This window comes from Burkholderia sp. SIMBA_051, from assembly GCF_046534915.1.
GTDB classification, from domain to species: Bacteria; Pseudomonadota; Gammaproteobacteria; order Burkholderiales; family Burkholderiaceae; genus Burkholderia; species Burkholderia ambifaria.
On record NZ_JAWRXS010000010.1, the window covers coordinates 195,253 to 221,287 of the forward strand.

28 protein-coding genes are annotated in these 26,035 nt (G+C 68.1%); 9 read left to right on the top strand and 19 right to left on the bottom strand.

Annotation, left to right across the window (positions count from 1 at the left end; translation table 11 throughout):
* Positions 1–19 precede the first annotated feature (19 nt).
* Together SB771_RS24620 and SB771_RS24625 are read right to left on the bottom strand one after the other, a co-directional pair.
* Complete coding sequence (locus tag SB771_RS24620; protein WP_410721824.1) at positions 20–805, bottom strand: gamma-glutamyl-gamma-aminobutyrate hydrolase family protein; 786 nt, start codon at positions 803–805, stop codon at positions 20–22.
* Positions 806–1,090: 285 nt separating this feature from the next.
* Positions 1,091–1,273, bottom strand: coding sequence for a hypothetical protein (locus SB771_RS24625; protein ID WP_006402789.1), 183 nt, complete (start codon positions 1,271–1,273; stop codon positions 1,091–1,093).
* A gap of 458 nt (positions 1,274–1,731) precedes the next feature.
* Here SB771_RS24625 and SB771_RS24630 point away from each other — a divergent pair, with 458 nt between their 5' ends.
* The gene (locus SB771_RS24630) at positions 1,732–2,283 is read left to right on the top strand and encodes a cupin domain-containing protein (protein ID WP_006754613.1); all 552 of its coding nucleotides are present in this window, start codon (positions 1,732–1,734) and stop codon (positions 2,281–2,283) included.
* Between the two features lie 85 nt (positions 2,284–2,368).
* Positions 2,369–3,859 carry an aldehyde dehydrogenase gene (locus tag SB771_RS24635; protein ID WP_105834734.1) on the top strand — a complete coding sequence of 497 codons (1,491 nt, stop codon included), beginning with the start codon at positions 2,369–2,371 and terminating at the stop codon, positions 3,857–3,859.
* A 60-nt stretch (positions 3,860–3,919) separates the two neighbouring features.
* Here SB771_RS24635 and SB771_RS24640 read toward each other — a convergent pair whose 3' ends face one another.
* Positions 3,920–4,120, bottom strand: a complete 201-nt coding sequence (locus SB771_RS24640; protein WP_011658117.1) for a heavy-metal-associated domain-containing protein — start codon at positions 4,118–4,120, stop codon at positions 3,920–3,922.
* 331 nt (positions 4,121–4,451) lie between these two features.
* Between SB771_RS24640 and SB771_RS24645 the strand changes: the two genes are divergently transcribed.
* Both SB771_RS24645 and SB771_RS24650 read left to right on the top strand, forming a co-directional pair.
* Positions 4,452–4,784 carry a cupredoxin domain-containing protein gene (locus tag SB771_RS24645; protein ID WP_006488047.1) on the top strand — a complete coding sequence of 111 codons (333 nt, stop codon included), beginning with the start codon at positions 4,452–4,454 and terminating at the stop codon, positions 4,782–4,784.
* Between the two features lie 12 nt (positions 4,785–4,796).
* Positions 4,797–5,633 (top strand): FTR1 family protein, encoded by an 837-nt coding sequence (locus SB771_RS24650; protein WP_175662573.1) that lies wholly within the window; start codon positions 4,797–4,799, stop codon positions 5,631–5,633.
* Positions 5,634–5,724: 91 nt separating this feature from the next.
* Here the strand turns inward: SB771_RS24650 and SB771_RS24655 are convergent, their stop codons facing one another.
* The 9 genes from SB771_RS24655 to SB771_RS24695 form a co-directional block, all read right to left on the bottom strand.
* A complete protein-coding gene (locus tag SB771_RS24655) occupies positions 5,725–5,943 on the bottom strand; it encodes a hypothetical protein (protein ID WP_006754617.1) in 219 nt (72 codons plus the stop codon).
* Positions 5,943–6,395, bottom strand: a complete 453-nt coding sequence (locus tag SB771_RS24660) for a hypothetical protein (protein ID WP_175662572.1) — start codon at positions 6,393–6,395, stop codon at positions 5,943–5,945. Before SB771_RS24660 ends, SB771_RS24655 begins: the two co-directional genes overlap by 1 nt.
* Positions 6,396–6,478: 83 nt before the next feature.
* Positions 6,479–6,799 carry a helix-turn-helix domain-containing protein gene (locus SB771_RS24665; RefSeq protein ID WP_006760978.1) on the bottom strand — a complete coding sequence of 107 codons (321 nt, stop codon included), beginning with the start codon at positions 6,797–6,799 and terminating at the stop codon, positions 6,479–6,481.
* Positions 6,792–7,157: a type II toxin-antitoxin system RelE/ParE family toxin gene (locus SB771_RS24670; RefSeq protein WP_011658114.1), complete on the bottom strand. Its 366-nt coding sequence runs from the start codon at positions 7,155–7,157 to the stop codon at positions 6,792–6,794. The genes SB771_RS24665 and SB771_RS24670 overlap by 8 nt, the downstream gene beginning before the upstream one ends.
* Before the next feature lie 140 nt (positions 7,158–7,297).
* Positions 7,298–9,115: a glutamine--fructose-6-phosphate transaminase (isomerizing) gene (gene glmS / locus SB771_RS24675; protein ID WP_175662571.1), complete on the bottom strand. Its 1,818-nt coding sequence runs from the start codon at positions 9,113–9,115 to the stop codon at positions 7,298–7,300.
* Positions 9,116–9,165: 50 nt separating this feature from the next.
* Entirely contained in the window at positions 9,166–10,527 is a 1,362-nt protein-coding gene (gene glmU, locus SB771_RS24680; protein ID WP_175662570.1) for a bifunctional UDP-N-acetylglucosamine diphosphorylase/glucosamine-1-phosphate N-acetyltransferase GlmU, read from the bottom strand.
* Positions 10,528–10,661: 134 nt separating this feature from the next.
* Positions 10,662–11,666, bottom strand: coding sequence for a tRNA 2-thiocytidine(32) synthetase TtcA (gene ttcA / locus SB771_RS24685; RefSeq protein ID WP_175662569.1), 1,005 nt, complete (start codon positions 11,664–11,666; stop codon positions 10,662–10,664).
* Positions 11,663–12,067 carry a dihydroneopterin aldolase gene (locus SB771_RS24690; RefSeq protein ID WP_011658110.1) on the bottom strand — a complete coding sequence of 135 codons (405 nt, stop codon included), beginning with the start codon at positions 12,065–12,067 and terminating at the stop codon, positions 11,663–11,665. The genes ttcA and SB771_RS24690 overlap by 4 nt, the downstream gene beginning before the upstream one ends.
* Positions 12,068–12,143: 76 nt before the next feature.
* On the bottom strand, positions 12,144–12,887 hold the full coding sequence (locus SB771_RS24695; protein ID WP_175662568.1) for an SDR family oxidoreductase: 744 nt from the start codon (positions 12,885–12,887) through the stop codon (positions 12,144–12,146).
* A gap of 13 nt (positions 12,888–12,900) precedes the next feature.
* Here SB771_RS24695 and SB771_RS24700 point away from each other — a divergent pair, with 13 nt between their 5' ends.
* Together SB771_RS24700 and SB771_RS24705 are read left to right on the top strand one after the other, a co-directional pair.
* On the top strand, positions 12,901–14,091 hold the full coding sequence (locus tag SB771_RS24700; RefSeq protein WP_175662567.1) for a class I SAM-dependent methyltransferase: 1,191 nt from the start codon (positions 12,901–12,903) through the stop codon (positions 14,089–14,091).
* Positions 14,092–14,286: 195 nt separating this feature from the next.
* Positions 14,287–14,481 (top strand): DUF2905 domain-containing protein, encoded by a 195-nt coding sequence (locus SB771_RS24705; RefSeq protein WP_006754113.1) that lies wholly within the window; start codon positions 14,287–14,289, stop codon positions 14,479–14,481.
* 63 nt (positions 14,482–14,544) lie between these two features.
* On the opposite strand, the gene SB771_RS24710 is transcribed toward SB771_RS24705, so the two are convergent.
* The 6 genes from SB771_RS24710 to SB771_RS24735 form a co-directional block, all read right to left on the bottom strand.
* Positions 14,545–14,766 (bottom strand): hypothetical protein, encoded by a 222-nt coding sequence (locus SB771_RS24710; RefSeq protein WP_011658106.1) that lies wholly within the window; start codon positions 14,764–14,766, stop codon positions 14,545–14,547.
* A gap of 107 nt (positions 14,767–14,873) precedes the next feature.
* Positions 14,874–15,782, bottom strand: coding sequence for a carbohydrate kinase family protein (locus SB771_RS24715; RefSeq protein WP_126228649.1), 909 nt, complete (start codon positions 15,780–15,782; stop codon positions 14,874–14,876).
* Positions 15,779–17,059, bottom strand: coding sequence for an AGE family epimerase/isomerase (locus SB771_RS24720; RefSeq protein WP_126228648.1), 1,281 nt, complete (start codon positions 17,057–17,059; stop codon positions 15,779–15,781). The genes SB771_RS24715 and SB771_RS24720 overlap by 4 nt, the downstream gene beginning before the upstream one ends.
* Positions 17,056–18,075 (bottom strand): LacI family DNA-binding transcriptional regulator, encoded by a 1,020-nt coding sequence (locus SB771_RS24725; protein WP_006754117.1) that lies wholly within the window; start codon positions 18,073–18,075, stop codon positions 17,056–17,058. Before SB771_RS24725 ends, SB771_RS24720 begins: the two co-directional genes overlap by 4 nt.
* A 177-nt stretch (positions 18,076–18,252) precedes the next feature.
* Positions 18,253–20,091, bottom strand: a complete 1,839-nt coding sequence (locus tag SB771_RS24730) for an EAL domain-containing protein (protein ID WP_175662566.1) — start codon at positions 20,089–20,091, stop codon at positions 18,253–18,255.
* A gap of 410 nt (positions 20,092–20,501) precedes the next feature.
* Entirely contained in the window at positions 20,502–21,518 is a 1,017-nt protein-coding gene (locus tag SB771_RS24735) for a bile acid:sodium symporter family protein (RefSeq protein WP_175662565.1), read from the bottom strand.
* 332 nt (positions 21,519–21,850) lie between these two features.
* On the opposite strand from SB771_RS24735, the gene SB771_RS24740 reads away from it, so the two are divergent.
* From SB771_RS24740 to SB771_RS24750, 3 genes are all read left to right on the top strand, one after another.
* Positions 21,851–22,336, top strand: coding sequence for a peptide-binding protein (locus SB771_RS24740; protein WP_175662564.1), 486 nt, complete (start codon positions 21,851–21,853; stop codon positions 22,334–22,336).
* Between the two features lie 366 nt (positions 22,337–22,702).
* Positions 22,703–23,779, top strand: a complete 1,077-nt coding sequence (locus tag SB771_RS24745) for a porin (RefSeq protein ID WP_175662563.1) — start codon at positions 22,703–22,705, stop codon at positions 23,777–23,779.
* Between the two features lie 171 nt (positions 23,780–23,950).
* A complete protein-coding gene (locus tag SB771_RS24750) occupies positions 23,951–24,913 on the top strand; it encodes a LysR family transcriptional regulator (protein WP_175662562.1) in 963 nt (320 codons plus the stop codon).
* Positions 24,914–25,032: 119 nt separating this feature from the next.
* On the opposite strand, the gene SB771_RS24755 is transcribed toward SB771_RS24750, so the two are convergent.
* Positions 25,033–25,992 (bottom strand): NAD(P)H-dependent flavin oxidoreductase, encoded by a 960-nt coding sequence (locus SB771_RS24755; protein ID WP_011658097.1) that lies wholly within the window; start codon positions 25,990–25,992, stop codon positions 25,033–25,035.
* Positions 25,993–26,035: the final 43 nt, after the last annotated feature.

The window sequence follows — 26,035 nt, forward strand, 5'->3', positions numbered from 1 at the left end:
GTTGTGTGGGTCGGCGCGCTCAGGCGAGCGCGGCAGCGGCCGTGGTGTGCGTGCGGGCGGCGCGGCGGGCGCGGCAGGCGTCGCCGAACGCGCGAAAGATCGCGCTCGACAGCGGGTCCTGCGCATGCCGCCATTCCGGATGCCATTGCACGGCGAGTGCGAAAGCCGGTGCGTCGACGACGCTCACGGCTTCGATCAGGCCGTCCGGTGCGACGGCTTCGACGGCGAGGCCGGAGCCGAGCTGCGCGATGCCCTGCTTGTGCAGCGAGTTCACGTGCACTTCGTCGCGTCCGCCGGCGAGCGCATGCAGCTTGCCGCCGGGCGTCAGGTGCACGACGTGCGCGGGGCCGTATTGCGATTCCATCGGCGCGGCGTCGTCCTCGCGGTGATCCGCGAGGCCAGGCACGTCGTGTACGTGCTGATGCAGCGTGCCGCCGCAGACGACGTTCAGCTCCTGGAAGCCGCGGCATACGGCGAGCACCGGCACGCCCGCCGCGATCGCCGCGCGCAGCAGCGGCAGCGTCGTCGCATCGCGTGCGGGGTCGTGCCTCGTGCCCGGTGTGCTCGGCTCGCCGCCGTACCGATGCGGCTCGACGTTCGAATAGCTGCCGGTAAACAGCAGGCCGTCGACCGTGTCGAGCACGTCGTCGATCGACTGGCGATCGCCGAGCGCGGGCAGCACCATCGCTAACGCGTTCGCGCCGTCGACGATCGCCGCGACGTACTTGTCGCCGACCGTGTGCGACGCGTGTGCGCCGAGCTGCGTGAAGTCGGCGGTGATGCCGACGAGGGGTTTCCTTTCCATGACGTCAATCAGTTGTCCATAAGGCTTGCACGTGCGTTGCGCCGAAGATGGCAAAACGCGGGCGCGACAAAGCCCCGCAGCCTGGCGCAGAGCGCGAAGGCCGCTGATGAATGGGCACGACGGGGTCGCGTGGCGGCCCGCGCTGTGCGCGACGGTCAGGCCGTCGTTCGTTTCGTTGCGAGGCGTGACGCGGCAATCGATGCGCGAACGCGTTCCGTCACCGCGCGAAAGAGGCGGCAGACGAACAGGCAGCTGAAACGGACGACGAGAAAAGGGGGAGAGGCGCTATGGCAGCAGCGACGCGACTTCGTCGGTATCGACGGCCACGAATGCACGTGCGGATACGGCGTTGTGACGCCGAACGGAACGACGGGACAGGATGGTGTAGATCGACAGGTGCAGCAGGCGAGGACTATGCCAGCCGCAACTGCCATCGGAAGCGGGAGCAGCGCTGCGCAAACTTCGCACATCGCCTCGATCCCACCTCACCAGAGGGCCACGGACTCTCACGATTACACTCGACTGGTTTGTTGAAAGTATTGAACACCTGATCGTTTCGGCGCGCGGGGCGTTTAAAATAATCGAGGTGTCGGGCCTGCGTCATTTGCATCGGTCGGCATCGTTTTTTACGTTGCGATAACGTGTTTCGGTGCCGATGAATGGTCAATGACGCTGACCTGAGAGCCAGCATATACGAGTCAAAAACGGCGTCAAATGTTTTTTGACGGTCCCGTGTCAGGGCTTTCCCGGGGCACTCCGAACAAAATATTCGGAAATGGAATGCGGTGTCGGGTGTTCATTATTTCGAACGCCTTTCAGGGTTTTCCCCGCTGATGCGCGGCATAAAGTGATTAGAATATTCAACGGCTGCCCCACGCGTCGCTTCACCTTTTCACCGCACTACTATCGTGTCCGAAACCGAATCGATGTCTACCGAAGTCGCCGAGCGCCTGCGTTTCGTGCGCAACAAGCATGGCCTGTCGCAGCGCGAACTCGCGAAGCGGGCCGGCGTGACCAACGGCACGATCTCGCTGATCGAACAAGGCCGCGTGAGCCCGTCGGTCGGCTCGCTGAAGAAACTGCTCGAATGCATCCCGATGAGTCTCGCGGAATTCTTCACGTTCGAGCTGGTCGAGTCGCGCTCGGTCGTGTCGCGCCGTGACGAGATGCCGAACCTCGGCAACGACACGCTCGCGTTTCACCTGGTCGGTGCGGGCGTGAAGGACCGCAACATGTGCATCATGCGCGAGATCTACCAGCCGCTGGCCGATACCGGGCCCGAGATGCTCGTGCATGCGGGCCACGAGGGCGGCGTGGTCGTGTCGGGCCGGCTGGAGCTCACCGTCGACAGCGCGACCTGGCTGCTCGACCCCGGAGACGGCTACTACTTCGAAAGCCGTTTGCCGCACCGTTTTCGCAATCCCAGCGCGGAACAGCTCTGCGAGGTCGTGTCGGCCAATTCGCCGGCCACCTTCTGACCGCGCATCACCGCATTCGCCGCCGGCAGTGTTGCCATTGCGCGGCGCGCTGCTGCGCGAATGCCACGACAATTGAGGCATCCTGATGAACAAGTTGACTTTGGCTGACTGGCAGGACAAGGCGGCGTCGCTCGAGATCGAAGGGCGCGCATTCATCGACGGCGCGTCGCGCGACGCGCACGGCGGCAAGACGTTCGACTGCGTGAGCCCGATCGACGGCCGCGTGCTCGCGAAGGTGGCCGATTGCGGCGAAGCCGACGTGAACGCCGCGGTGGCGGCCGCGCGCCGCGCGTTCGACGCCGGCGTGTGGGCCGGACTGAACCCGCGCGCACGCAAGGCCGTGCTGTTGCGCTGGGCCGCGCTGATGCGCGAGCATCTCGACGAACTGTCGCTGCTCGAGACGCTCGACGCGGGCAAGCCGATCGGCGATACGACGACGGTCGACGTGCCGGGCGCCGCGTATTGCGTCGAGTGGTTCGCCGAAGCGATCGACAAGGTCGGCGGCGAAGTCGCGCCGGCCGACCATCATCTCGTCGGTCTCGTCACGCGCGAGCCGGTCGGCGTGGTGGCGGCCGTCGTGCCGTGGAACTTCCCGATCCTGATGGCCGCATGGAAGTTCGGCCCGGCGCTCGCGGCCGGCAACAGCGTCGTGCTGAAACCGTCGGAGAAGTCGCCGCTGACCGCGATCCGCGTCGCGCAGCTCGCGTTCGAGGCCGGCATCCCGGCCGGCGTGTTCAACGTCGTGCCGGGCGCGGGTGAACCGGGCAAGCTGCTCGCGCTGCATCGCGACGTCGACTGCATCGCGTTCACCGGCTCCACCGCGGTCGGCAAGCTGATCATGCAGTACGCCGCGCAGTCGAACCTCAAGCGTGCGTGGCTCGAACTCGGCGGCAAGTCGCCGAACATCGTGCTGCCCGATTGTCCGGATCTCGACCGCGCCGCGCAGGCCGCGGCCGGCGCGATCTTCTACAACATGGGCGAGATGTGCACGGCCGGCTCACGCCTGCTCGTGCATCGCGACATCAAGGATGCGTTCATCGAGAAGCTGGTCGCGGCCGCGCGTGCGTACGTGCCGGGCAACCCGCTCGATCCGTCGGTATCGATGGGCGCGATCGTCGACGGCGTCCAGCTCGAGCGCGTGCTCGGCTACATCGACGCGGGGCGCAAGGAAGGCACGCTCGTCACGGGCGGCGCACGCGTGAACGAGGCATCGGGCGGCTTCTACGTGGAGCCGACGGTGTTCGAGGTGAAGCCCGATGCGAGGATCGCGCGCGAGGAGATCTTCGGTCCCGTGCTGTCGGTGATCGTGTTCGACGATGTCGACGAGGCGGTCAGGATCGCTAACGATACCGAGTACGGGCTCGCGGCGGCCGTGTGGACGTCGGATCTGACGACCGCGCACGACGTGTCGCGCCGGCTGCGCGCGGGCACGGTGTGGGTGAACTGCTATGACGAGGGTGGCGACATGAACTTTCCGTTCGGCGGCTACAAGCAGTCGGGCAATGGCCGCGACAAGTCGCTGCACGCGCTCGAGAAGTACACCGAACTGAAGTCGACGCTGATCCGGCTGCGCTGACGCGGCCGGTAGGCGGGCGCGGTGCCGAGCGGCACTGCGCCCGCGTGCGATGCACCCGCGTCAGGCCGAGCGCAGTGCCGGGTGGAAGCCCGCGGCCTCGATGATCGACTGCACACGTTCGGCGCCTTGCGCCGATTCGACCTTGACGAGCTTCGCGGCCACGTCGATGTCGAGCTTCGCGGCCGGGTCCGCCGCCGTCACGGCGCGCGTGATCGCATTGGCGCAGCCGCCGCAGGTCATGTCCTGGACTTCGAATTCCATCGTGTTCTCCTGAGTTGACGATTGACGAGTAGGTCCAGCATGAAGCTTGCCATGGTGGGAAGGTCAAGCGCGTTCATGACGCGCGGTCACGCAACAGCTATTTGTAAACATGAAGTCTGACGAATGGGCGGCTTGGCTGCGCGCGTCATCCCGAACTTCTCCCGATTGACGACTGCGCATTGTTGGCGAAATCTGGCGAAGCCTTGCGCGGCAAGGCGCATGCCGGAATCGACGCCGCACGATCTCCATGATCTGAGTAAGGGTACTCCGAGTTGAAAATGCGAATCGATCTTAGTATCGATTCCCCTCGATATTTCTTTTCATTACCACCATGACTCGTTTCGCCATCGGCTTCGCACTGGCCCTCCTGGGCGCATCGGCAACGTCCGCCTTCGCGGCCGACGACGTCGTCAACCTGACGCTCAAGGACCACAAGTTCTCGCCCGACGGCGTGACGATCCCGGCCGGCAAGAAGGTGAAGTTCGTCGTCAAGAACCTCGACGCGACGCCCGCGGAATTCGAAAGCGACGATTTCAAGGCGGAGAAGGTCGTGCCGGCCGGCAAGTCGGTCGAGATTCTCGTCGGGCCGCTGAAGGCCGGCACCTACGAGTTCCACGACGAGTATCACGAAGCGCAGTCGAAGACGCACCTGACCGTCAAGTAAGCGGATATCACCATGCTGTCGACCGCCCTGATCGTCTTTCGTGAAGTGCTCGAGGCCGCGCTGGTGGTCTCGATCGTGATGGCCGCCACGAAGGGCGTGCCGCAGCGCGGCTGGTGGGTCGGCGGCGGGCTCGTCGGCGGCGTGATTGGCGCGGGCCTGATCGCCGCGTTTGCCGACGTGATCTCGCAATGGGCGTCCGGCATGGGGCAGGAAGTCTTCAACGCGGGCGTGATGTTCGTCGCGACGCTGATGCTGGCGTGGCACTGCATCTGGATGAGTAGCCACGGCCGCGAGATGGCGCTGCACATGGGCGAAGTGGGGCGGGCCGTCGCGGCCGGCAGCCGGCCGCTGACGGGGCTGGCGATCGTGGTCGGCGTCGCGGTGTTGCGCGAAGGCTCCGAGGCCGTGCTGTTCCTGTACGGCATCGCGGCGGGCGATCCGGGACAGACGCCGCAGATGATCGTCGGCGGGCTGCTCGGCGTGCTCGGCGGAGCCGGGCTCGGCTACGCGATGTATGCGGGGCTGCTGCAGATTCCGCTGAAGCGCCTGTTCTCCGTCACCAACGCGCTGATCGTGCTGCTCGCGGCCGGGATGGCGAGCCAGTGCGCCGGCTTCCTGCTCGCGGCGGGCCTCGTGCCGTCGTGGGGCGATACGGTGTGGGACACGTCGTGGCTGCTCAAGGAATCGAGCATCGTCGGCAAGGCGCTGCATACGCTGGTTGGCTATACCGCGCGTCCGGCCGGGATCCAGATCGTCGCGTACATCGTCACGCTGGTCGCGATCGTCGTGCTCACGCGGCTCGTCGGCCGCCCGCGTACGGCCATGAGGCCGCCGCGTCCGGTCGCCTGAGCCGGCGGCAGGTCTGAATGCAACAAGGGGCGTCGTGGACGCCCCTTGTTCTTTGCGTTGACGGTTCGCGCGCAGTTCGCGCGTGGCCCGTTCAGCGATGTCCGTCGATCCACGCGCGGGCCCATTCGAGCCCCGCTTCGCGCGCTTCGTCCTCGGTATCGAACACGCCGAGCACGCCCGACGCTTCGACGAGCCGATTGTTCTGCGTGATCGTGCCGCTCGCCGCGAAGCGTTCGGGCTGCAGGATCTCGTCCTGCTGCAGGATGGCGTGGCCCCAGATCTGGTAGCCGTGATAGCTCTGCGCTTCCATTATCGCGTCACCTTCGCGGAACGGGCGTTCGTGCCGACGCGCAGCACGTTGCCGTCCGGCGTGTATTGCCGCGGGATGTGGGAGAAATTGAGCGCGTGCGGCGTGTCGGGCGCCGCCGGCTGCATCACCGTGAGCCGGCCCGGCGCGGGCTGCGCGACCGGGCGCGGTGCGACCGGCGCCTCGACCGTCGCGGCGGGCGGACGATGCGGGGCGGCCTTCACGGCTTGCGCGACGCGGCGATTGTGCGGCTTGACCGCGGCCTTCGGCTGCACGCTCGCATGTTTTTCGACGGCCTTGCCGCCGGCGTGCGCGGTCGGCATGCGGGCATCCGATGTGCGTGCTGCCGGATGCCGCGCCTCGGGCGGGTTCCAGACTTCGACGTAGTGCTCGGCCGCCCAGCCCGTCGACGCGAAAGTCAGCGCCAGCAATCCGCATCCAAACAGTCTTACCATGGTCTCTCCGTCATCTTGCTTGCGGCTCGCGTCGCGGTATCCGGTGCGGGATCGGCCGCCCGTGCGCATTCGGGGAAGGCGGTTCAGGAGAACACCTCGAGCCCGTGCTTCTCGACGATCTGCAGCATACGCGCGGCGATGCCGCTCGGACGCTTGTCGCCCTGTTCCCACTGGCGGATCGTCGATGTGGTCGTGTTCAGATAGAGCGCGAACACGCTCTGGCTGACGTTGACCGACTTGCGGATACGGGCGATCGCCTCCGGATCGAACTGCGGTGCAGCTTCGATGCAGAGCGCGTCGTATTCGCGCATCGTCTTCTTGTCGATCAATTGCGCGCGATAAAGGCCCGACGCGGCGCTGTGGACCGCCTCCGTCGCGTCGCTCTTGAATCGACTCTTAGCCATTGCAAATCTCCACCCACTCATTCAGTGCGACCAGCGTCGCGATGTCGACGTCGGTGTGTCGACCGACATCCGCGGCGAGCTTCCTGAAGGCGCGCAACTCGCGTGCATCGATGTTGTCGCGATCACGTTTCGCGAACAGGAACACGAACACCCACGTATGCCCGACCTTGCCCAGCACGATGCCTCGCTGGCGATTGTCGTCCAGGCGCTTCTTCCAGACGTTGCCGCCGAGGTCGATGCCCTGGCCCCGCGCCAGCTCCCGAACCGCTCGGCACAGGTCGCGATCGGCGATTCCCGCTTTTCCTGCTGCCTTGTGAAACCACTTCGTCTTGAACACGCGTCGTACGGAAGCAGACATGTCGAGCCAGTCGAGTTAGCACAGGATTATATACCACTACGTGGTACATATTTCGACCTGGCCGAACGGCCTGCTTCGTGCGTTGCTTCCTGCCGATACGCGTCCGGACGGCCGACGACGGCCCGTCCGGGGAACCTGCATTACTCCACCGTCACCGACTTCGCGAGGTTGCGCGGCTTGTCCACATCGGTGCCGCGCGCGCACGCGGTGTGATACGCGAGCAGCTGCAGCGGCACGACGTGCAGGATCGGCGACAGCTGCCCGTAGTGTTCCGGCATCCGGATCACGTGCAGGCCGTCGTCGTTGACGATCTGCGTGTCGGCATCCGCGAACACGTACAGCTCGCCGCCGCGCGCCCGCACTTCCTGCATGTTCGACTTCAGCTTCTCGAGCAGCGTGTCGTTCGGCGCGACCGTGACGACCGGCATCGCTTCCGTGACGAGCGCGAGCGGCCCGTGCTTCAGTTCGCCGGCCGGATAGGCCTCCGCGTGGATGTACGAGATTTCCTTCAGCTTCAGCGCGCCTTCGAGCGCGATCGGGTAGTGCAGCCCGCGGCCGAGGAACAGCGCGTTTTCCTTGCGTGCGAATTCCTCCGACCACGCGATGATCTGCGGCTCGAGCGCGAGCACGCTGTTCAGCGCGGCCGGCAGGTGGCGCAGCTGCTTCAGGAATTCCGCTTCCTGCGCGGCGTCGACGTGCCCGCGCAGCTTGCCGAGCGTCGCGGCCAGCACGAACAGCGCGACGAGCTGGGTCGTGAACGCCTTCGTCGACGCGACGCCGATCTCGGTGCCCGCGTGCGTCAGGAACTGCATCTCGGTGAGGCGCACCATCGCGCTCGTCGCGACGTTGCACACCGCGAGCGTATGCGTGTGGCCGAGCGACTGCGCGTGCTTGAGCGCGGCGAGCGTGTCGGCCGTCTCGCCCGATTGCGAGATCACCAGCACGAGCTGGCGCGGGTTCGGCACCGACTCGCGGTAGCGGTATTCGCTCGCGATCTCGACCTGGGTCGGGATCTTCGCGATCGATTCGAGCCAGTACTTCGCGGTGAGGCCCGAGTAGTAGCTCGTGCCGCACGCGAGGATCAGCAGGCTGTCAACGTTAGCGAACGCGGCGGGGGCCGCGTCGCCGAACAGCGTCGCGTCGAACGCGTCGGTTTGCGGCACCGTGTCGCCGATCGCGCGCGGCTGCTCGAAGATTTCCTTCTGCATGAAGTGGCGATACGGGCCGAGCTCGACCGCGCCGCCGTACGCGCTGACGACGCGGATCTCGCGCTGCGCGAGCGCGCCGTGGCGGTCGACGATCTTCACGCCGTCGAGCGACAGTTCGCACACGTCGCCTTCCTCGAGGAACGTGAAGCGGTCGGTGCTGCCGGCCAGCGCCAGCGCGTCGGACGCGAGGAAGTTCTCGCCGTCGCCGTGACCGACGACGAGCGGCGAACCCTGGCGCGCACCGACGACCGTGTGCGGCTCGTCCTTGTGGGTGACCGCGATCGCATACGCGCCGTGCAGCTGCTGCACGGCTTCGCGCACGGCGTCGAACAGGTTGCCGCGATACAGGCTGTGCACGAGGTGCGCGATCACTTCGGTGTCGGTCTGCGACACGAATTCGTAGCCCTTTGCGCGCAGCGCGTCGCGCAGCGTCTCGAAGTTCTCGATGATGCCGTTGTGCACCAGTGCGAGCGCGTTCGACGAGAAGATCGGGTGCGCATTGTGCGTGACGGGCGCGCCGTGCGTGGCCCAGCGCGTGTGCGCGACGCCGGTCGTGCCTTCGAGGTGCGATTCGTGGACCTGCGCGTCGAGATCGGCGACGCGCGCGACGCTGCGCGCGCGCTTCGGTGCGCCCGGCTCGAGCACGGCGACACCGCACGAATCGTAGCCACGGTATTCGAGGCGCCGCAATCCTTCGATCAGCACCGGAACGATATTACGCTGCGCAACTGCGCCGACAATGCCGCACATGAAACTTACCCTCTATGTGGAAACGGGCGCCGTCGGGCGCCCGCGTGATGTCAACTTTTCTTCTTGACCGGGCGGACGTAGCCGCTCTTCGCGGTCTGCGTCTTCTCGTTCAATGCGAGGACGCCCTCGGCGACGTCCTTCCAGATCGTCGTGCCGGCCGCGATCGTCACGCCGCGGCCGACGCGCACCGGCGCGACCAGTTGAGTGTCCGAGCCGACGAACACGTCGTCCTCGATCACGGTGCGGAACTTGTTCGCACCGTCGTAGTTGCAGGTGATCGTGCCCGCGCCGATGTTCACGCGCGCGCCGATGTCGGCGTCGCCGATGTACGTCAGGTGGTTCGCCTTCGAGCCGTGGCCGATCACCGCGTTCTTCACCTCGACGAAGTTGCCGACGTGCGCTTCGTCCGCGAGCTGCGCGCCCGGGCGCAGCCGCGCGTACGGGCCGATCACGGTGTTCGCGCCGAGCTCGGCGCCGTCGATGTGCGTGAAGGCGTCGATGCGCGTGCCGGCGCCGACCGACGCGTTGCGGATCACGCAGTTCGGGCCGATCGTCACGTTGTCGGCGAGCATCACGTTGCCTTCGAACACGCAGTTCACGTCGATCGACACGTCGCGGCCGCAGCGCAGCGTGCCGCGCACGTCGACGCGCGCCGGATCGGCGAGCGTGACGCCGTCGACGAGCAGCGCATCGGCGACGTTGCGCTGATGGATGCGCTCGAGCTCCGCGAGCTGCGCCTTGCTGTTCACGCCGAGCGTTTCCCATTCGTCGTCGGGCTGCGACGTGACGACGTCGAAGCCTGCCTCGATCGCGAGTTCGACGACGTCGGTCAGGTAGTACTCGCCCTGCGCGTTCTCGTTCTTCAGCGCGCCGAGCCACATCGCCAGCTGGCCGGTGGGCGTGATGATGATGCCGGTGTTGATCTCGGCGATCTTCAGCTGTTCGGGCGACGCATCCTTCTGCTCGACGATGCGCGTGACGAAGCCGGCCGCGTCGCGCACGATGCGGCCGTAGCCGGTGGGATCGTCGAGCGTGACGGTCAGAATCCCGTAGCTGCCGTCGCGCGCGGCGTCGACCAGACGCCGCAGCGTCGACGCGCGGGTGAGCGGCACGTCGCCGTACAGCACCAGCGTCGGTTGCGCGGGATCGAGCAGCGGCAGCGCCTGGCGCACCGCATGGCCGGTGCCGAGCTGCTCGGCCTGCACCGCGAACTGGACGTCGGGCGCGGCGACGGCGGCCTGGACCTGCTCGGCGCCATGCCCGACGACGACGACGAGCCGCGACGGCTGCAGCGTGCGCGCGGTGGCGATGACGTGGGAGAGGAGCGGCCTGCCGGCCAGGGGATGAAGCACTTTCGGCAGCGCGGAACGCATGCGCTTGCCGGTGCCTGCCGCCAAAATCACGATATTCATGGCGCCAGCTGTCAGAGGAGTTCGAAGCCGACCATTTTAGCATGCGGCCCCTGGCGTTCCGGGCTTGTCGCGGCGGGGCGACAGCGCCGGAACACGGCCGTGGGCCGTGGTTCCGGCGGGTGTTCGGGCCCTGCTTACAGGTCGTCGAACTGCACGATCGAGATCGGTCGGGCGCCGTCGCGCGCGGCGGTGTCCTCACCGGACGCGCACGGCTCCTCGTCGAACGCGATGTCGCCCTGCGGGTCGGCCTGGCCGGTCGCGCGCAGCGACCCGAACGGGAACTGGGTCGTATCCATCAGGTGCGACGGCACGACGTTCGCGAGCGCGCTGAACATGTTGTCGACGCGGCCCGGGAAGCGCTTGTCCCAGTCGCGGATCAGCGCCTTCATTTCCGCGCGCTTCAGGTTCGGCTGGCTGCCGCACAGGTTGCACGGGATGATCGGGAATTCGCGCAGCTCCGCGAATTTCTCGAGATCGGTCTCCTTCACGTACGCGAGCGGGCGGATCACGACGTTCCTGCCGTCGTCCGACTGCAGCTTCGGCGGCATCCCCTTCAGCTTGCCGCCGTAGAACATGTTGAGCAGCAGGGTTTGCAGGATGTCGTCGCGGTGGTGGCCGAGCGCGATCTTGGTCGCGCCGAGCTCGCCGGCCACGCGGTACAGGATCCCGCGGCGCAGCCGCGAGCACAGCGAGCAGGTCGTCTTGCCCTCGGGCACGAGCCGCTTGACGATGCTGTAGGTGTCCTGGTTCTCGATGTGGAACGGCACGCCGATCTGCGTCAGGTATTCGGGCAGCACGTGCTCGGGGAAGCCCGGCTGCTTCTGGTCGAGGTTGACCGCGACGATGTCGAAGTCGATCGGCGCGCGCTCGCGCAGGCGCAGCAGCACGTCGAGCATCGCGTAGCTGTCCTTGCCGCCCGACAGGCACACCATCACCTTGTCGCCCTGCTCGATCATGTTGTAGTCGCCGATCGCCTGGCCGACCTGGCGCACGATCCGCTTGAACAGCTTGTTGTTCTCGTACGCTTCCTTCTGCTCGCGGCGCGTCAGCGCGCGGCGGCCGGTGTCGGCGATGTCGGCGACGGTGGCTTCGATGGCGGCGCCATCGGCCGCCGTGTCATGCATGTGGGGGGCGTTCATGCGCGCTCCTCGTCCTTGATGCGAAAGACTTCGACGCCGACGGCGTCGCAGTCCGGATAGGCGTCCGGTTTCTCGGTACGGACACGTACCGCGCGCACGATGTCGTGCGCCAGCAGGTTCGCGGCGATCGCGTCGCACAGCGTTTCCTGCAGGTGGATGTGGCCGCGCGCGAGACACTGCGCGACGCTCTGTTTCATCAGATCGTAGTCGACGACTTCATGCAGCCGGTCGTCGACGGGGGTGGACAGCGCGAGCGGCACGAACAGGTCGATGTTGATGACGACGCGCTGCTCGCCGCGCTTCTCGTGTTCGAAGGCCCCGATCTTCATGTGCACCTCGTAGTCGCGCAGGTAGAGCCTGCGGCAGTCCGCGAGGCGGGGGTGCAGGAGAGCGGAAAACATGGTCGTCCCAGTCAAATTGGCGTGCGCGCACGCAAAGCGGCGCGGACGGCGGCGATCAGGCCGCGGTCCGCGCAATTCATTCATTCGGGCCGGCGGCGGGCGGCACCAGGTGCTCGCCGCCGTCGACGGTAAGCGTCGCGCCCGTGACGCCGGGCGCGGTCGCGAGATAGCAGGCCGCCGCCGCGATGTCGTCCGCGTGCGGCGCGTGGCCGCGCACGAGCGCCGCGACGCGCACCTTCGGCGCGAGGGCCAGCGCCAGCGCGGCGGTCGCGCGGTTCAGCGCGGCCTGCATCAGCGCGTGCGACAGCCGGGCCGGCGCCGGGTGAAACAGCGCCTGGTCCAGCACGTGGATCACGCACGCGCGCAGCGTTTCATCGTCGCGCGCGGCGTCGGGCGTCGCATCGGCGAGCGCCCGGGCCAGCGCGAGCGGCGCCGTCACATTGCGGGCAAGCGCGCCGGCGAGCGATGCGGCGTCTACCGTCTGCGCGTCGTCGGTGCCGGCGCACGCGCTCACGAACACCACACACGTGGGCCGGCCGAGCGCCGTGCCGCAGGCGGCCACCAGCGCGCCCGCGTCGGCTTCCAGGGCCAGATCGGCGTCGAGCACGGCCGCGCGGCGGCCTCGGGCGGCGACTTCGGCGACGAGCGCGTCGCCGGCCGCGCGCGGCGCGCCGGCGCTGCGTTGCAGCGCGACGTCCCAGCCGCGCTGCGCGAAGGCGGTCGCGAGCGCACGACCGAGCGACGCGGCGTCGGCCGCGCTGTCCAGCGCGCCTGCGACGAGCGCGATGCGCGGGGTCGACGTATCGGCTGAAACGGTCATTTACAATGCCGGGATGAACCCGAAAGCTCACGAATCCGCTAGTTTACCTGCTCCCGGCCCTGACGCGCTCGCGCAGTCCGAAACGCTCGCCGCGCAACTGCGCGACGAGATCGCGGCGGCCGGCGGCTGGCTGCCGTTCGACCGCTTCATGGAGCGCGCGCTGTACGCGCCCGGCCTCGGCTATTACAGCGGCGGCGCGCGCAAGTTCGGACGCCGCGCCGACGACGGCAGCGACTTCGTGACGGCCCCCGAGCTGTCGCCGCTGTTCGCGCAGACGCTCGCGAATCCCGTCGCGGACGCGCTCGCGGCGAGCGGCACGCGTCGCGTGATGGAGTTCGGCGCGGGCACGGGCAAGCTCGCGGCCGGGCTGCTCGCGGCACTCGATGCGCTCGACGTCGAGCTCGACGAATACCTGATCGTCGATCTGTCGGGCGAGCTGCGCGAACGGCAACGCGACACGATCGCGGCCGCCGCGCCGGCGCTTGCCGGCAAGGTGCGCTGGCTCGACGCGCTGCCCGAGCGTTTCGACGGCGTCGTGGTCGGCAACGAGGTGCTCGATGCGATGCCGGTGCGGCTGTTCGCGAAGTCGGGCGGCGCATGGCTCGAGCGCGGCGTCGCGCTGGATGCGCAGCACGCGTTCGTGTTCGACGACCGACCCGCCGGCGCTGCCGGCCTGCCCGCGGTGCTGGCGACGCTCGACGTCGACGACGGCTATGTGACCGAGACGCACGAAGCCGCGCTCGCGTTCACGCGCACCGTGTGCACGATGCTCGCGCGCGGCGCGGTGCTGCTGGTCGACTACGGCTTTCCGGCGCACGAGTACTACCATCCGCAGCGCGACCGCGGCACGCTCATGTGCCACTACCGCCACCACGCGCACGACGACGCGTTCCTGTACCCGGGGCTGCAGGACATCACCGCGCACGTCGAATTCACCGGCATCTACGACGCGGGCGTCGGCACCGGCGCCGACCTGCTCGGCTACACGTCGCAGGCGCGCTTCCTGTTGAACGCGGGCATCACCGACGCACTGGCCGCGATCGATCCGTCCGACGTCCACCAGTTCCTGCCGGCCGCGAACGCGGTGCAGAAGCTGATCTCGGAAGCCGAGATGGGCGAGCTGTTCAAGGTGATCGCCTTCTCGCGCGGAATCGACGGCACGCTCGACGCGTTCGCGCGCGGCGACCGCTCGCACGCGCTCTGACGGGGCGAGGGCCTGTTTCCATATGGAACGCACATTCCTGCGACATGTTTTTTTTAATTTGGGGTTGCCACGAGAACGGCCGCTCGCCGTGTTGCGCTCCTTGCGAATACGTCCAGTATTCGCGGCGTCGCGCGCCTCGCGAGCGGCCGTTCTCGTGGCAACGCATGCGCGTTCCATATGGAAACAGGCCCTAGCATGCTGCGCTGGCTGATGGCGTCGTTCTTCGCGGTGATGATCCTGACGCGTTGCTGGCCGTGGCTCGGCAAGCTCGGCATCGGGCGGATGCCGGGCGACGTCACGCTGACGCTCGGCGGGCGGCGCTACCCGTTCCCGTTCATGTCGACGCTGGTGGTGACGATGCTGGTGTCGATGGTCGCGCGGCTGCTCTGAGCCGCGCCGCATGCGGCGGCGCGTCGCGGTCCGGCCGCGGCGCGCGCGTGATGGTCCTGCGCATTACAGTTCAATCTCGCCGAGGATCCGGTGCGCGAGCGCCTTCGCTTCGTCGAACGCCTCTTCCTCGCTCGGGCTCGTCGTGTGGACGTCGTAGCGCATGTTCTCCGTCTCGTCGCCGTCGTCCCGCGCGAGGATCACGTAGCCCTGGTATTGCCCGTTGGCGGTGTGCTGCGTATGCGCCTTGGCCGTGTAGATGCCTTTGGTGAACGTGTTCGTGTCCATCGTGCCTCTCCCGCAATAGGACACTTCATCGTAGCACTGCGGCGCAGCATGTACAGCGCCGCTAATCGGCGACCGATCAGCGCGCCGCCCCGTGCCACCCCATGCCGTCACCGTTCGAGCAGCGCGACGACCTCGTCGAGCGTCGGCGCGTGCGCGCCCGTATGCCGGCACGCGGCCGCGCCCGCCGCGAGCGCGAACGCGAGATGCTCGCGCCACGGCCGTTGCGGCGCGGCCATCAGGCTGAACAGCAGGCCGCCGATCGACGCGTCGCCCGCGCCGACGGTGTCGACCACCTCGACGCGCGGCGGGCTGGCCTCCAGCACGTCGCCATCCGCGTAAAGGGTCGCCGCCTGCGCGCCGCGCGTGACGAGCACGGCCGCGCGCGGATTCAGCGCGCGCACCGCGTCGACCGCGTCGGGGCCGTCGCCGCCGAACAGGTGGCGCAGGTCCTCGTCGGACACCTTGATCAGGTCGGCCAGGCCAGCCATCTTCTCCAGCGTCGGCCGGTACGCGGCCGTCATCAGGTTCCGGTAGTTCGGATCGAAGCTGATCTTCACGCCGCGCGCGTGCAGGTCGGCCGCGAGCGCGACGAGCGTGCTGGCGAGCGGCTCGCGCACCAGGCTGATGCAGCCGAAGTGCGCCCATTGCACGTGTTCGGTCCAGCCGGCCGGCAGCCGCGCCGGGTCGAATGCGAGATCCGCGCTGGCATCGCCGATGAAGAAGTACGCGGGCGGCCGCGTCTCGTGAACGATCGCCAGCAGCGGCGCGCGCGGCACGCGCTGCAGGAAGCGCAGGTCGAGCCCGGCCGCGTCGCTGGTGCGCCACAGCACGTCGGAGAAGCAGTCCTCGCCGATCGCGCCCGCGAGCGCGCTCGGCACGCCGAGCCGCGCGACCGCGCGTGCGACGTTCCAGCCGGCGCCGCCCGGCACCGAGGTCCACTGCGCGTCGCCCGCGCGCACCATGTCGGTCAGGATGTCGCCCGCCGACACGAATGCCGGAAACGTGCCGCCGCTCATTGCGTCGGCTCGCTGCGCGCCGCGCGCGCGAGGGTCGCGAGCACGTCGTAGCACGCGCCCATCGTGTGATAGTCGGTCTTGCCGGCCGGGCTCTTCTCGTCGCTGTACTTGCGGTTGTCGCAGGTGAGGATCCGGTACCACGCGCCGTAGCGGTGGTCGACGAAATGCGCCCAGCTGTAGCGCCAGATTTCGTCGTACCAGTCCCAGAAGCGCTCGCTGCCGGTGCGCGCGCCGAGCATCGCGGCCGCCGCGAAGGTTTCCGCCTGCACCCAGAAATACTTGTTGTGGTCGCAGATCGTGAAGTCGGGGCCGAAGCCGTAGCAGAGGCCGCCGTGATCGGCGTCCCACGCGTGCGTGAGCGCCGCGTCGAACAGCTCGGCGGCGCGCGGCACGAGCCAGTCGAGCGGGCGGTGCCGCTCCAGGATCAGCAGCAGCTTCGCCCATTCGGTCTGGTGCCCGGGCTGGAAGCCCCACGGACGGAAGATGTTCGAGCTGTCTTCCTTGTTGTAGTCCCAGTCGACCGACCAGTCCGCATGGTAGTGCTCCCACACGAGGCCGCCCGACAGCGCGGCCTGGCGCTGCGTGATATGGGTCGCGAGCTTCTCCGCGCGGTCGAGGTAGGTGACGTGGCCGGTCGCCTCGTAGGCCGCGAGCAGCGCCTCCGTCATGTGCATGTTCGCGTTCTGGCCGCGGTACGACGACACGTTCCAGTTCGGCGTCGCGTCGTCCGCATAGAGGCCCGCGGCCGCATCCCAGAAGCGGTGCTCGGCGAGCTCGAAGGTCGACGCGATCAGCGCGCGCGCTTCGTCGATGCCGGCCATCGTCGCGTGCGCGGCCGCCAGCAGCACGAACGCGAGCCCGTAGCAGTGGCGCGTGGCGTCGAGCGTCTCGCGCTTCGCGCCGTCGCGCCAGTCGAGTTCCCAGTCGTAGCCTTGCAGTTCGTCGTCCCAGTGCGCGTCGCGCAGGAAGCGCAGCCCGTGGCGCGCGTACTCGAGATGGCGCGGATCGCCGAAATGCCGGTACGCCATCGCGTAGTTGAAGACGAACCGGCAGCTGCTGACCAGATGCCGCGACGTGCGGTTGTAGACGCTGCCGTCGTCGCGGAAGTAGTGGTAGAAGCCGCCCGTCGGGTCGAACGCGTTCGTCGCGTAGAAGCGCAGCGTGTCCTCGATGTGGGACAGCAGGAACGACGGATCGCGGAAGCTCGCGACGAACGGCGCCGCTTGCGCGTGGTTGGCCGGCGTGGCCGTGCGGGATTGGACCGGGGGCATGTTCATGATTCGGTGACCGTGGCGGTATCGAGTGCCGGTGAGCCGGCGGGCTGGCTGCTGGCCCGCACGATCAGCTCGACGGGCAGGGAGATCTCGGTGCGCTCGGGCGCTTCGGCAAGCAGCAGTTCGACGCCGCGGCGGCCGAGCGCTTCCTTGTCGACGGCGAGCGTCGTGAGCGGCGGGTTCGCGTGCGCGGCGGCGGGGATGTCGTCGAAGCCGACGATCGCGATGTCTTCCGGAATCCGCACGCCGCGCGCGATGCACACGCGCTGCGCGGCCAGCGCGGCGGCGTCGTTGTACGCGAACACGGCGTCGGGGCGCGGGCCCGGCGCGTCGAGCAGCTGCTGCATCGCGCGCGCGGCGCCGGTGTCGGGGTCGAGCCCGGCGTCGATCGTCACTTCGTACGCGGGATCGAACAGCCGCCCGGCCTCGAAGAACGCGCGCCGGTAGCCGATCGCGCGCTGCGCGATGCTGTAGTGCGCGGCGGAGCCGCCGATGAACGCGATCCGCGAGCGGCCGGTGGCGAGCAGGTGGCGCATCGCGAGCGCCGCGCCCGTCGCGTTGTCGATGTTCACCGAACGCAGGCCGGGCGCCCACAGGTCGATCAGCACGAGCGGGCGGCCGGTCGCGGCGAGCGCCTCGATCGTCTCGGGCTCGATGAAGCCGGCCACCGCGATCGCGTCCGGCGCGTGCGGGCGCATCTGGCGCAGCACGTCGTCGTTCGGGCCGACCGTGAGCAGCGTCGGCACGATGCCGCGCTCGCGGCACGCGTCCTCGACGCCGTGCAGCACGTGCGAGAAGAACGGACTGGCGGGAAAGCGGTTGTGCTGGCGGTGCAGCAGGAAGGTGAGCCGGCGGATGCGCGGGCGCAACTGGGCCGGGTCGTAACCGAGCCGCTGCGCGATCTCGACGATGCGCGCGCGCGTGGCTTCGGACAGGCCCGGCTGGTTTTTCAGCGCGCGGGAGACGGTGCCGATCGAGACCTCTGCCGCCCGCGCTACGTCGCGAATGGTGGTGCCCATCGTTCGGGATCCGGTTTGTTTAGGGTGACGGCGATTGTATAGTAAAACTCGGCGCCAAATTCGGGCCGGATAACCGGGGAATACCCGGAAATAGCGGGTTTTTACGTGCTAATCTGCGAAAACGCCGTTACTAAAAATACTAAACAAAACGCGGAAAAGGCAAGGTGAGCCTCCCATTCAACCCGCCGCCGCGAGCGGCGGCTCGCCGCGCTCGCGCAGCGCCGCGCGCCCCGCATCGAGATCGACGACCGCGAGCCCGCCCGGCTGCTGTTTCGCCCGCCGCTTCGCGAGCGCCGCGACCGATGCGATCTCGTCGCTGCCGTAGCGCATCGCGCCGTGCGCGCCTGCCGGCACACCGACCGCGCCGATCGCCATCGTCACGAAGCCGAAGAACGCGGGGTTGCCGTGGCGGTCCTCGCCGCGCAGCCCGCCTGCGAGCCGGTCGGCCTGCGTGTAGAAGCGCTGCGCGCCGTCGTTGAAGCGCGCGATCGCGTCGGTTGCCCGCGCGCGCCAGTCGTCGCGCTGGAACAGCACGAGGAAATCGTCGCCGCCGACGTGCCCGAGAAAATCCCGCTGCGGATCGCACACGCCGGCCAGCACCGTCGCCGCGAACTTCAGCACTTCGTCGCCTTGCCAGTAGCCGTACTGATCGTTGAACGGCTTGAACTGGTTCAGGTCGACGTAGCACGCATGGAAGCCGGCGTCGCGCTCCAGCAGGCGGTCGATATGCGCGCTGATCGGGATGTTGCCGGGCAGGAAGGTCAGCGGATTCGCATAACGCGCGGCCTCGATGCGCATCTCGGTCACCGCGCGCACGAGGCTTTCGCCGGTGCCGAGCCCGAGGTAGCGGCCGTGCTCGGTGATCACGAAGCCGTCCGCGAGATAGCGCTGGTCGTGGCTCGCGAGCAGCATCGCGAGCTGCTCGACCGACGTTGCGTTGTCGATCATCAGCGGCGCGTCGTTTGCGAACTGCAGGCACGGCTTCTTCCCGAACACCTCGCGGTGGTACGGCAGCGTGAAGCGGTCGATGAAGCCGCGCCGGTTCACGAGCGCGACCGGCCGCCCGCGTTCGACGAGCGCGACCGCGTGCAGGCCGGGCATCCGGTTGAACAGGTCGAGCACGTCGTTGCTGGTCGCCTCGCGCGGCAGCGCCGGCGCGGGGACGAGCATCTTCGCCGCGATCGTGCCGGCCGGCCGCGCGGTGCGCGTCGCGCCGGGGAACACCGCGATGTGCGGGGTGCGGATCGCGTCGCGCGCGGCCGGCGCGACGACCGGCGACGGCCGCGCGTTCGGCCGGCCGAGCAGGAAGCCCTGCACGCAGCAGATGCCCATGTCGCGCACGACGATCAGGTCGCTCGCGTTCTCGATGCCTTCCGCGATCAGCTGCGCGCCGCTCGCGTGCGCGAAGTGCTGCATCGCCCTGACCGCCTCGAACTTGAGCGGGTCGCGCGCGATGTCGTGGATGAAGAAGCGGTCGATCTTCACGACATCCGGGTGCAGGCGCAACCACAGGTTCATGCTCGCGTTCGCCGTGCCGTAGTCGTCGAGCGCGAACTGGATGCCGGCGTCGCGCAGCGACGCGACCGCCGGCTCGATGCGCGCGACGTCCGGCATCGCGGTCTGCTCGGTCAGCTCGATCACGATGCGCTCGGCGCCGACGCCCGCCCGGCCGAGCAGTTGCCGCACGCGCTCTCGTTCGCGGACGAGTTGCACGATCGTGCCCGCGCTGAAGTTGAGGAACAGCTTGCCGTCGCAGCCGAGCGCCGCGAACGCGTCGAGGCAGGTGAGCGCGGCCGCCTGCTCGAGCGCGATGGTCGTGCCGTCGCGGGCGGCCTGCGCGAACAACGCGGCCGGCGGCTCGAGGTCGGTGCCGCTCGGGCCGCGGATCAGGCCTTCGTAGCCGACGACCGTGCCCGATCCGAGATCGACGATAGGCTGGAACACGGCGGCGAGCGCGCGCTCCGCGATCAGGCGCGTGGTGGGAGCAACGGACGAGTCAGGATGGGGCGCGGGCATGGAGGAGGGCGGCCGAGGCGACGGGACGCCCGACTTTAACGGCAGCGCGCGCGAAGAATTGAATGAAGATTTCGTGACGCGATGCACGTCGATGGTGCATGCGTTGCGTGGGGCCGAAAGGGCGCGACGGGGGAGGCCGGCGCGGGAGCGCCAACGTGCGTGCCGCGGGCGTGGCCGGCGATGCCTCCACATCAAGCGCTTGCCCGCGTTCGGGGTGCCCTGCGTGCGCGCCGTGCCCGCCGCAGCATCCTGGGCCCGCGATGCCGACCGCGCCGCCTCCGCGTCAGCGCTTGCCCGCGTTCGGGGTGCCCCGCGTGCGCGCCGTGCCCGCCGTGCCCGCCGCGGCATCCTGGGCCCGCCATGCCGCGCGCGCCGCCTCCGCGTCAGCGCTTGCCCGCGTTCAGCGTGCTCTATGTGCGCGCCGCGCGGGCCGCGCCCTCCTCGCCATCGCGCTCGCCGCTCAGGTCGCGCGCGCCCCAGCGCTGCGCGAGCGCCGCGCACGCCATCAGCTGGATCTGGTGGAACAGCATCAGCGGCAGCACGATCGCGCCGACCGCCTGCGCGGAGAAGATCACCTTCGCCATCGGCACGCCGGCCGCGAGGCTCTTCTTCGACCCGCAGAAGATGATCGTGATCTGGTCGGCGCGGTTGAAGCCGAGCCGCTTGCTGACGATCGTGGTCAGCACCAGCGCGATCACGAGCAGCACGACATTGACCACCAGCAGGCCGCCGAGCGCGCGCGCCGGAATCTGGTGCCACAGCCCCTGGTTCACGGCCTCGCTGAACGCGACGTACACGACGAGCAGGATCGAGCCCTGGTCGACGAAGCGCAGCACGCCGCGATTGCGCTCGATCCAGCCGCCGATCACGGGCCGCAGCAGTTGGCCGGCGACGAACGGCACGAGCAGCTGCATCACGATGCTGCCGACCGTACTCCACGGCGACGCGGCCGCGGCCGACTGCGACGTGATCATCAGCCCGACGAGCGCCGGCGTCACGAAGATCCCGAGCAGGCTCGATGCGGACGCCGCGCACACGGCGGCCGGCACGTTGCCCTTCGCGATGGATGTGAACGCGATCGACGACTGGACCGTCGACGGCAGCGTGCACAGAAAGAGCACGCCGGCATAGAGCGTCGGCGTGACGAGCGGTTGCAGCACGGGTTTCAGCGCGAGGCCGAGCAGCGGGAACAGCGCGAACGTGCTGAGCAGCACGACCGCATGCAGCCGCCAGTGGGTCGCCCCCGCGACGACGGCTTCGCGCGACAGCTTCGCGCCATGCAGGAAGAACAGCAGGCCGACCGCGATGTTGGTCGCCCAGTTGAATGCGTGGGCGGCCGGGCCGCGGCACGGCAACAGGCTCGCGAGCACGACGGTGCCGACGAGCGCGAGCGTGAAGTTGTCGGGAAGGAAACGGGGACGGGCCATCGGGAGCTCGATTCGGAAACGGCGGCGCGCATCGCGCGCGCGAAGCCGATATTGTCCCGGCTGCTCATTCAAGAGACAAATTCATTGTGAGAATCGATTGATGAATCCATTGAATGCGACAGGGCCACCGGACGGCGCGCGAATGAGCAGAAGAATGTTCTTCCACGATTGGCCGCGGAAGTGAAAAAACCTAGCAGTAACATGGTGTTACACCGATGCCGGCGACCTAACACTTTTTGGCTCGACACCGTTTCAGGCCGCTCATAAATTACTGCTGAAAGGCTTGCGTCAGCCGAAAAACACCGGCGGCGAGCGGTAACAGGCAACGAATGATGACGGAACGGGTGAAACTGAAGGTCGGACGATGGGTGGCAGGCGTGCTTGGCACGCTGCTGATGCCGTTCGCGCTCGCGCAACCGCCGCACGGCGGTCATGCGTTCGGCGGCCACGGTTTCGGCGGCGGCGACATGCGCGCGTACGGCCAGTCGGCCGCCAGCGGGCAGGTCTGGCGCCGGGCGCTGCCGCCGGGCGGCGCGCGTGCCGGCGGCGTGAGCGGCAACGGCTTCCGCTGGGGCCTGCGGCCGACGCCGTCTTACGGCCATTACGCCGCGCAAAGCCCGTATCGCCCGATCAGCGCCGACTCCCGCCAGATGCCGCGCCCGCCGGGCGGCGGCAACGTGCCGATGCGTGCCGGCTCGATCCGCGCCGACGTCGCGCGCTACAACGAGGAGCGCGGTGGCCGTCCGATGCCGCCGCCGCGCGCGCAGGAAGAACCCGCCGCCCACTCGCCGTATTTCTCCCCGTTCTACCGAAACTGAGCGCCCCGCGCGTTCGCTGAGCGCCGCCGCGCGCTCGTCCCTCGCCGGCTGTGATGCGAATTCGCCACAGTCGCGCGCAGATTTCCGCTGATTTTCCCCCCGCATTGCGCTATCTTTCGCGCCCGGCACGGGCGCCGTCCCGCGGCCGTCCCGTCGCGTGCCTGCCCCGCGCGGGCCCGCCGCGACGCGTGCGGCCATGTGTCGATGCCGCGAAGTTAATGCCGCCGCTATACCCGCAATAAGTGCGCGCAATTTTGACCGGACAAATGATCCGTAAAGATGGCTGCGCCCCATACGACGCAAGCAATCGGCTCCAAAAAACAACGCTCGCGCCACTTATCGACTTCGACAAAACCTGGAGATCCCATGAAAGCATTCGCTCGCCGTGCGTCGCGCACGTCCGTCAAGCTGATCGCCGCGGCCACCTGCGTGGCGGCCGCCGCACCCGTCCACGCGCAGTCGAGCGTTTCGCTCTACGGTCAGGTGGACGAATGGATCGGCGCAACCAAGTTCCCGGGCGGCGATCGCGCGTGGAACGTGTCGGGCGGCGGGATGTCGACCTCGTACTGGGGCCTGCACGGTGCGGAGGATCTCGGCAACGGCTACAAGGCGATCTTCACGCTGGAGAGCTTCTTCCGCGCGCAGAACGGCCAGTTCGGGCGCTTCCAGGGCGATACGTTCTTCGCGCGCAACGCGTACGTCGGCGTCAGCTCGCCGTACGGCACGGTGACGGCAGGCCGCCTGACGACGCACCTGTTCCTGTCGACGATCCTGTTCAACCCGTTCTACGACTCGTACACCTTCTCGCCGATGGTGTACCACGTGTTCCTCGGCCTCGGCACGTTCCCGACCTATCCGAGCGACCAGGGCGCGGTGGGGGATTCGGGCTGGAACAATGCGCTGTCGTACACGTCGCCTTCGTTCGGCGGCCTGAATTTCGGCGCGATGTACGCGCTCGGCAACACGGCCGGCGACAACCGCTCGAAGAAGTGGAGCGCGCAGTTCAACTACGCGAACGGCCCGTTCGCCGCGACCGCCGTCTACCAGTACGTGAACTTCAACAACGGCCCGCAGGACCTGAGCTCGCTCGTGACCGGCATGAAGAGCCAGGGGATCGGGCTGCTCGGCGCGACCTACGACCTGAAGTACGTGAAGCTGTTCGGCCAGTATATGTATACGAAGAACGACCAGGTCGCCGGCAGCTGGCACGTGAATACCGCGCAGGGCGGCGTGTCGGTGCCGCTCGGCGTCGGCAACGCGATGGCGTCGTATGCGTACTCGCGCGACGGCGGCGGCCTCGACCAGACGCGCCAGACCTGGGCCGTCGGCTACGACTATCCGCTGTCCAAGCGCACCGACGTCTATGCCGCGTACATGAACGACCACATCAGCGGCCTGTCGAACGGCAACACGTTCGGCGCAGGTATCCGCGCAAAGTTCTGACGAGACGATGGCGGGCGCGAATCCGCACCGCGCGTGCCGCCCGCCCGTTTCCCGCCCCGCAACGGCGCCGCTTACTGTTGCGCCGTTTTGCCATTGTTGACCTTTTGGTTTCCTTGCCTTTGTTACCCTATCTCGTAATTGCATGATTCCCAGGAATTGCGAGCTAGTTCGATGGATACCCTCGTCAGCATGAATGTGTTTCGCTACGTCGTCGAAGTGGGCAGCTTCGTCGGCGCGGCGGAGCGCATGCAGATGTCGGCCGCGATGGCGAGCAAGCACGTGATGCATCTCGAGCAGCAGCTCGGCGCGCGGCTGCTGCATCGCACGACACGACGCGTCGCGCCGACCGAGGCGGGACGCGAATACTATGAGCGCCTCGTGCAGGCGCTGTCGGAACTCGACGAAGCCGGACAGGCGGTCGGCGCCGCGAGCGTCGTGCCGCAGGGCCGCCTGCGCGTGACGTCGCTGTCCGCGTTCGGATTGCGGCACGTGATGCAGGCCGTCACCGATTATGCGGGCCGGTTCCCGGACGTGGTCGTCGACATGACGCTGTCCGATCGTGTGGTCGACCTGATCGAGGAAGGCTATGACGTCGCGGTGCGCGCGGCGCCCAACGGACTGAAATCCTCGTCGCTGGTCGCGCGGCAGATCGCGACCGCGCACATCCTGCTGGTCGCGTCGCCCGAGTATCTCGAGAAGCACGGCACGCCGCAGACGATCGCCGATCTCGCGCACCACAACTACCTGCGGCGCGATTCGAATTCGACGATGCTCGATTCGCTGGTGATCGACGCGGCCGCCGCGTCGCGCGTGAACCTGAACGGCAACCTGATCGTGAACCATCTCGAAGGGCTGCGCGCGGCCGTGCTCGCGGGCGCGGGCATCGCGCTGCTCGGCACCGAGGTGGTCGGCGACGACATCGAATCCGGCCGGCTCGTGCCGGTGCTGCTCGACTCGGTGCCGCCGCACGAGGCGCCGATCTATGCGGTGTATGCGAGCCGCCGCCACGTGTCCGCGAAGGTGCGCTCGTTCGTCGACTTCCTCGCCGCGCGTTTCGAAGGGCAGTCGCTGTGCCCGTCGATCGAATCGCACCTGCGCGTGCTGCCGATCACGGGGATCAAGCGCGCGGGCTGACCGGCGCCGCCCGCCCACGAGCGGACATGAAAAAAGCGCGAGCCGTTGCGGTTCGCGCTTTTTCGTTTGGTCCGACGTGATGCGCGGATGCGCGGCGGTGGCGCCACCCGCCGCGTGCGTCAGCGTGCGATGCCGAGCCGTGCCTTCGCGTCGTCGTACTCGCGCTTCATCCGCTCGACGAGCTCGCCGACGCTCGGCAGGTCGTCCATCAGGCCGACGCCCTGGCCGGCACCCCAGATGTCCTTCCACGCCTTCGTCTTGTCGCCGCCGAAATTCATCTTCGTCTTGTCCGATTCCGGCAGCGCGTCCGGATCGAGGCCGGCCTTCTCGATGCTCTCGCGGATGTAGTTGCCGTGCACGCCGGTGAAGAGGTTCGTATAGATGATGTCGGACGATTTCGCGTTGAGGATCGCATGCTTGTAGTCCTCGACCGCGTGCGCTTCCTGCGTCGCGATGAAGCGCGTGCCCATGTACGCGAAGTCGGCGCCCATCGCCTGCGCGGCGAGGATCGAGCCGCCGTTCGCGATCGAACCGGACAGCACGATCGGGCCGTCGAACATCCGGCGCACTTCGCCGACGAGCGCGAACGGCGACGTCGTGCCCGCGTGGCCGCCGGCGCCGGCCGCGACGAGGATCAGCCCGTCGACGCCGGCTTCGAGCGCCTTCTGCGCGTGACGCAGGTTGATCACGTCATGCAGCACGATGCCGCCGTAGCTGTGCACCGCGTCGACGATCTCGCGCGCCGGCGCGCGCAGGCTCGTGATGAAGATCGGCACCTTGTGCTCGACGCACACGCGCACGTCATGCTCGAGGCGCACATTCGACTGATGGACGATCTGGTTGACCGCGATCGGGCCGATCACCGCGTCCGGGTGCTTCGCCTTGTGGTCGGCGAGCTCGGACTGGATCTGCGTGAGCCATTCGTCGAGCAGTTCGGCCGGACGGGCGTTGAGCGCGGGGAAGGATCCGACGATACCCGCCTTGCATTGCGCGAGCACGAGTTCGGGGTAGCTGACGATGAACATCGGCGACGCGATGACGGGCAGCGTCAGGTTCTGCAGGACAGCGGGCAATGCCATGTGATGTCTCCAGTCTCGAGGGGCGGCCGGCCCCGGCGCGATC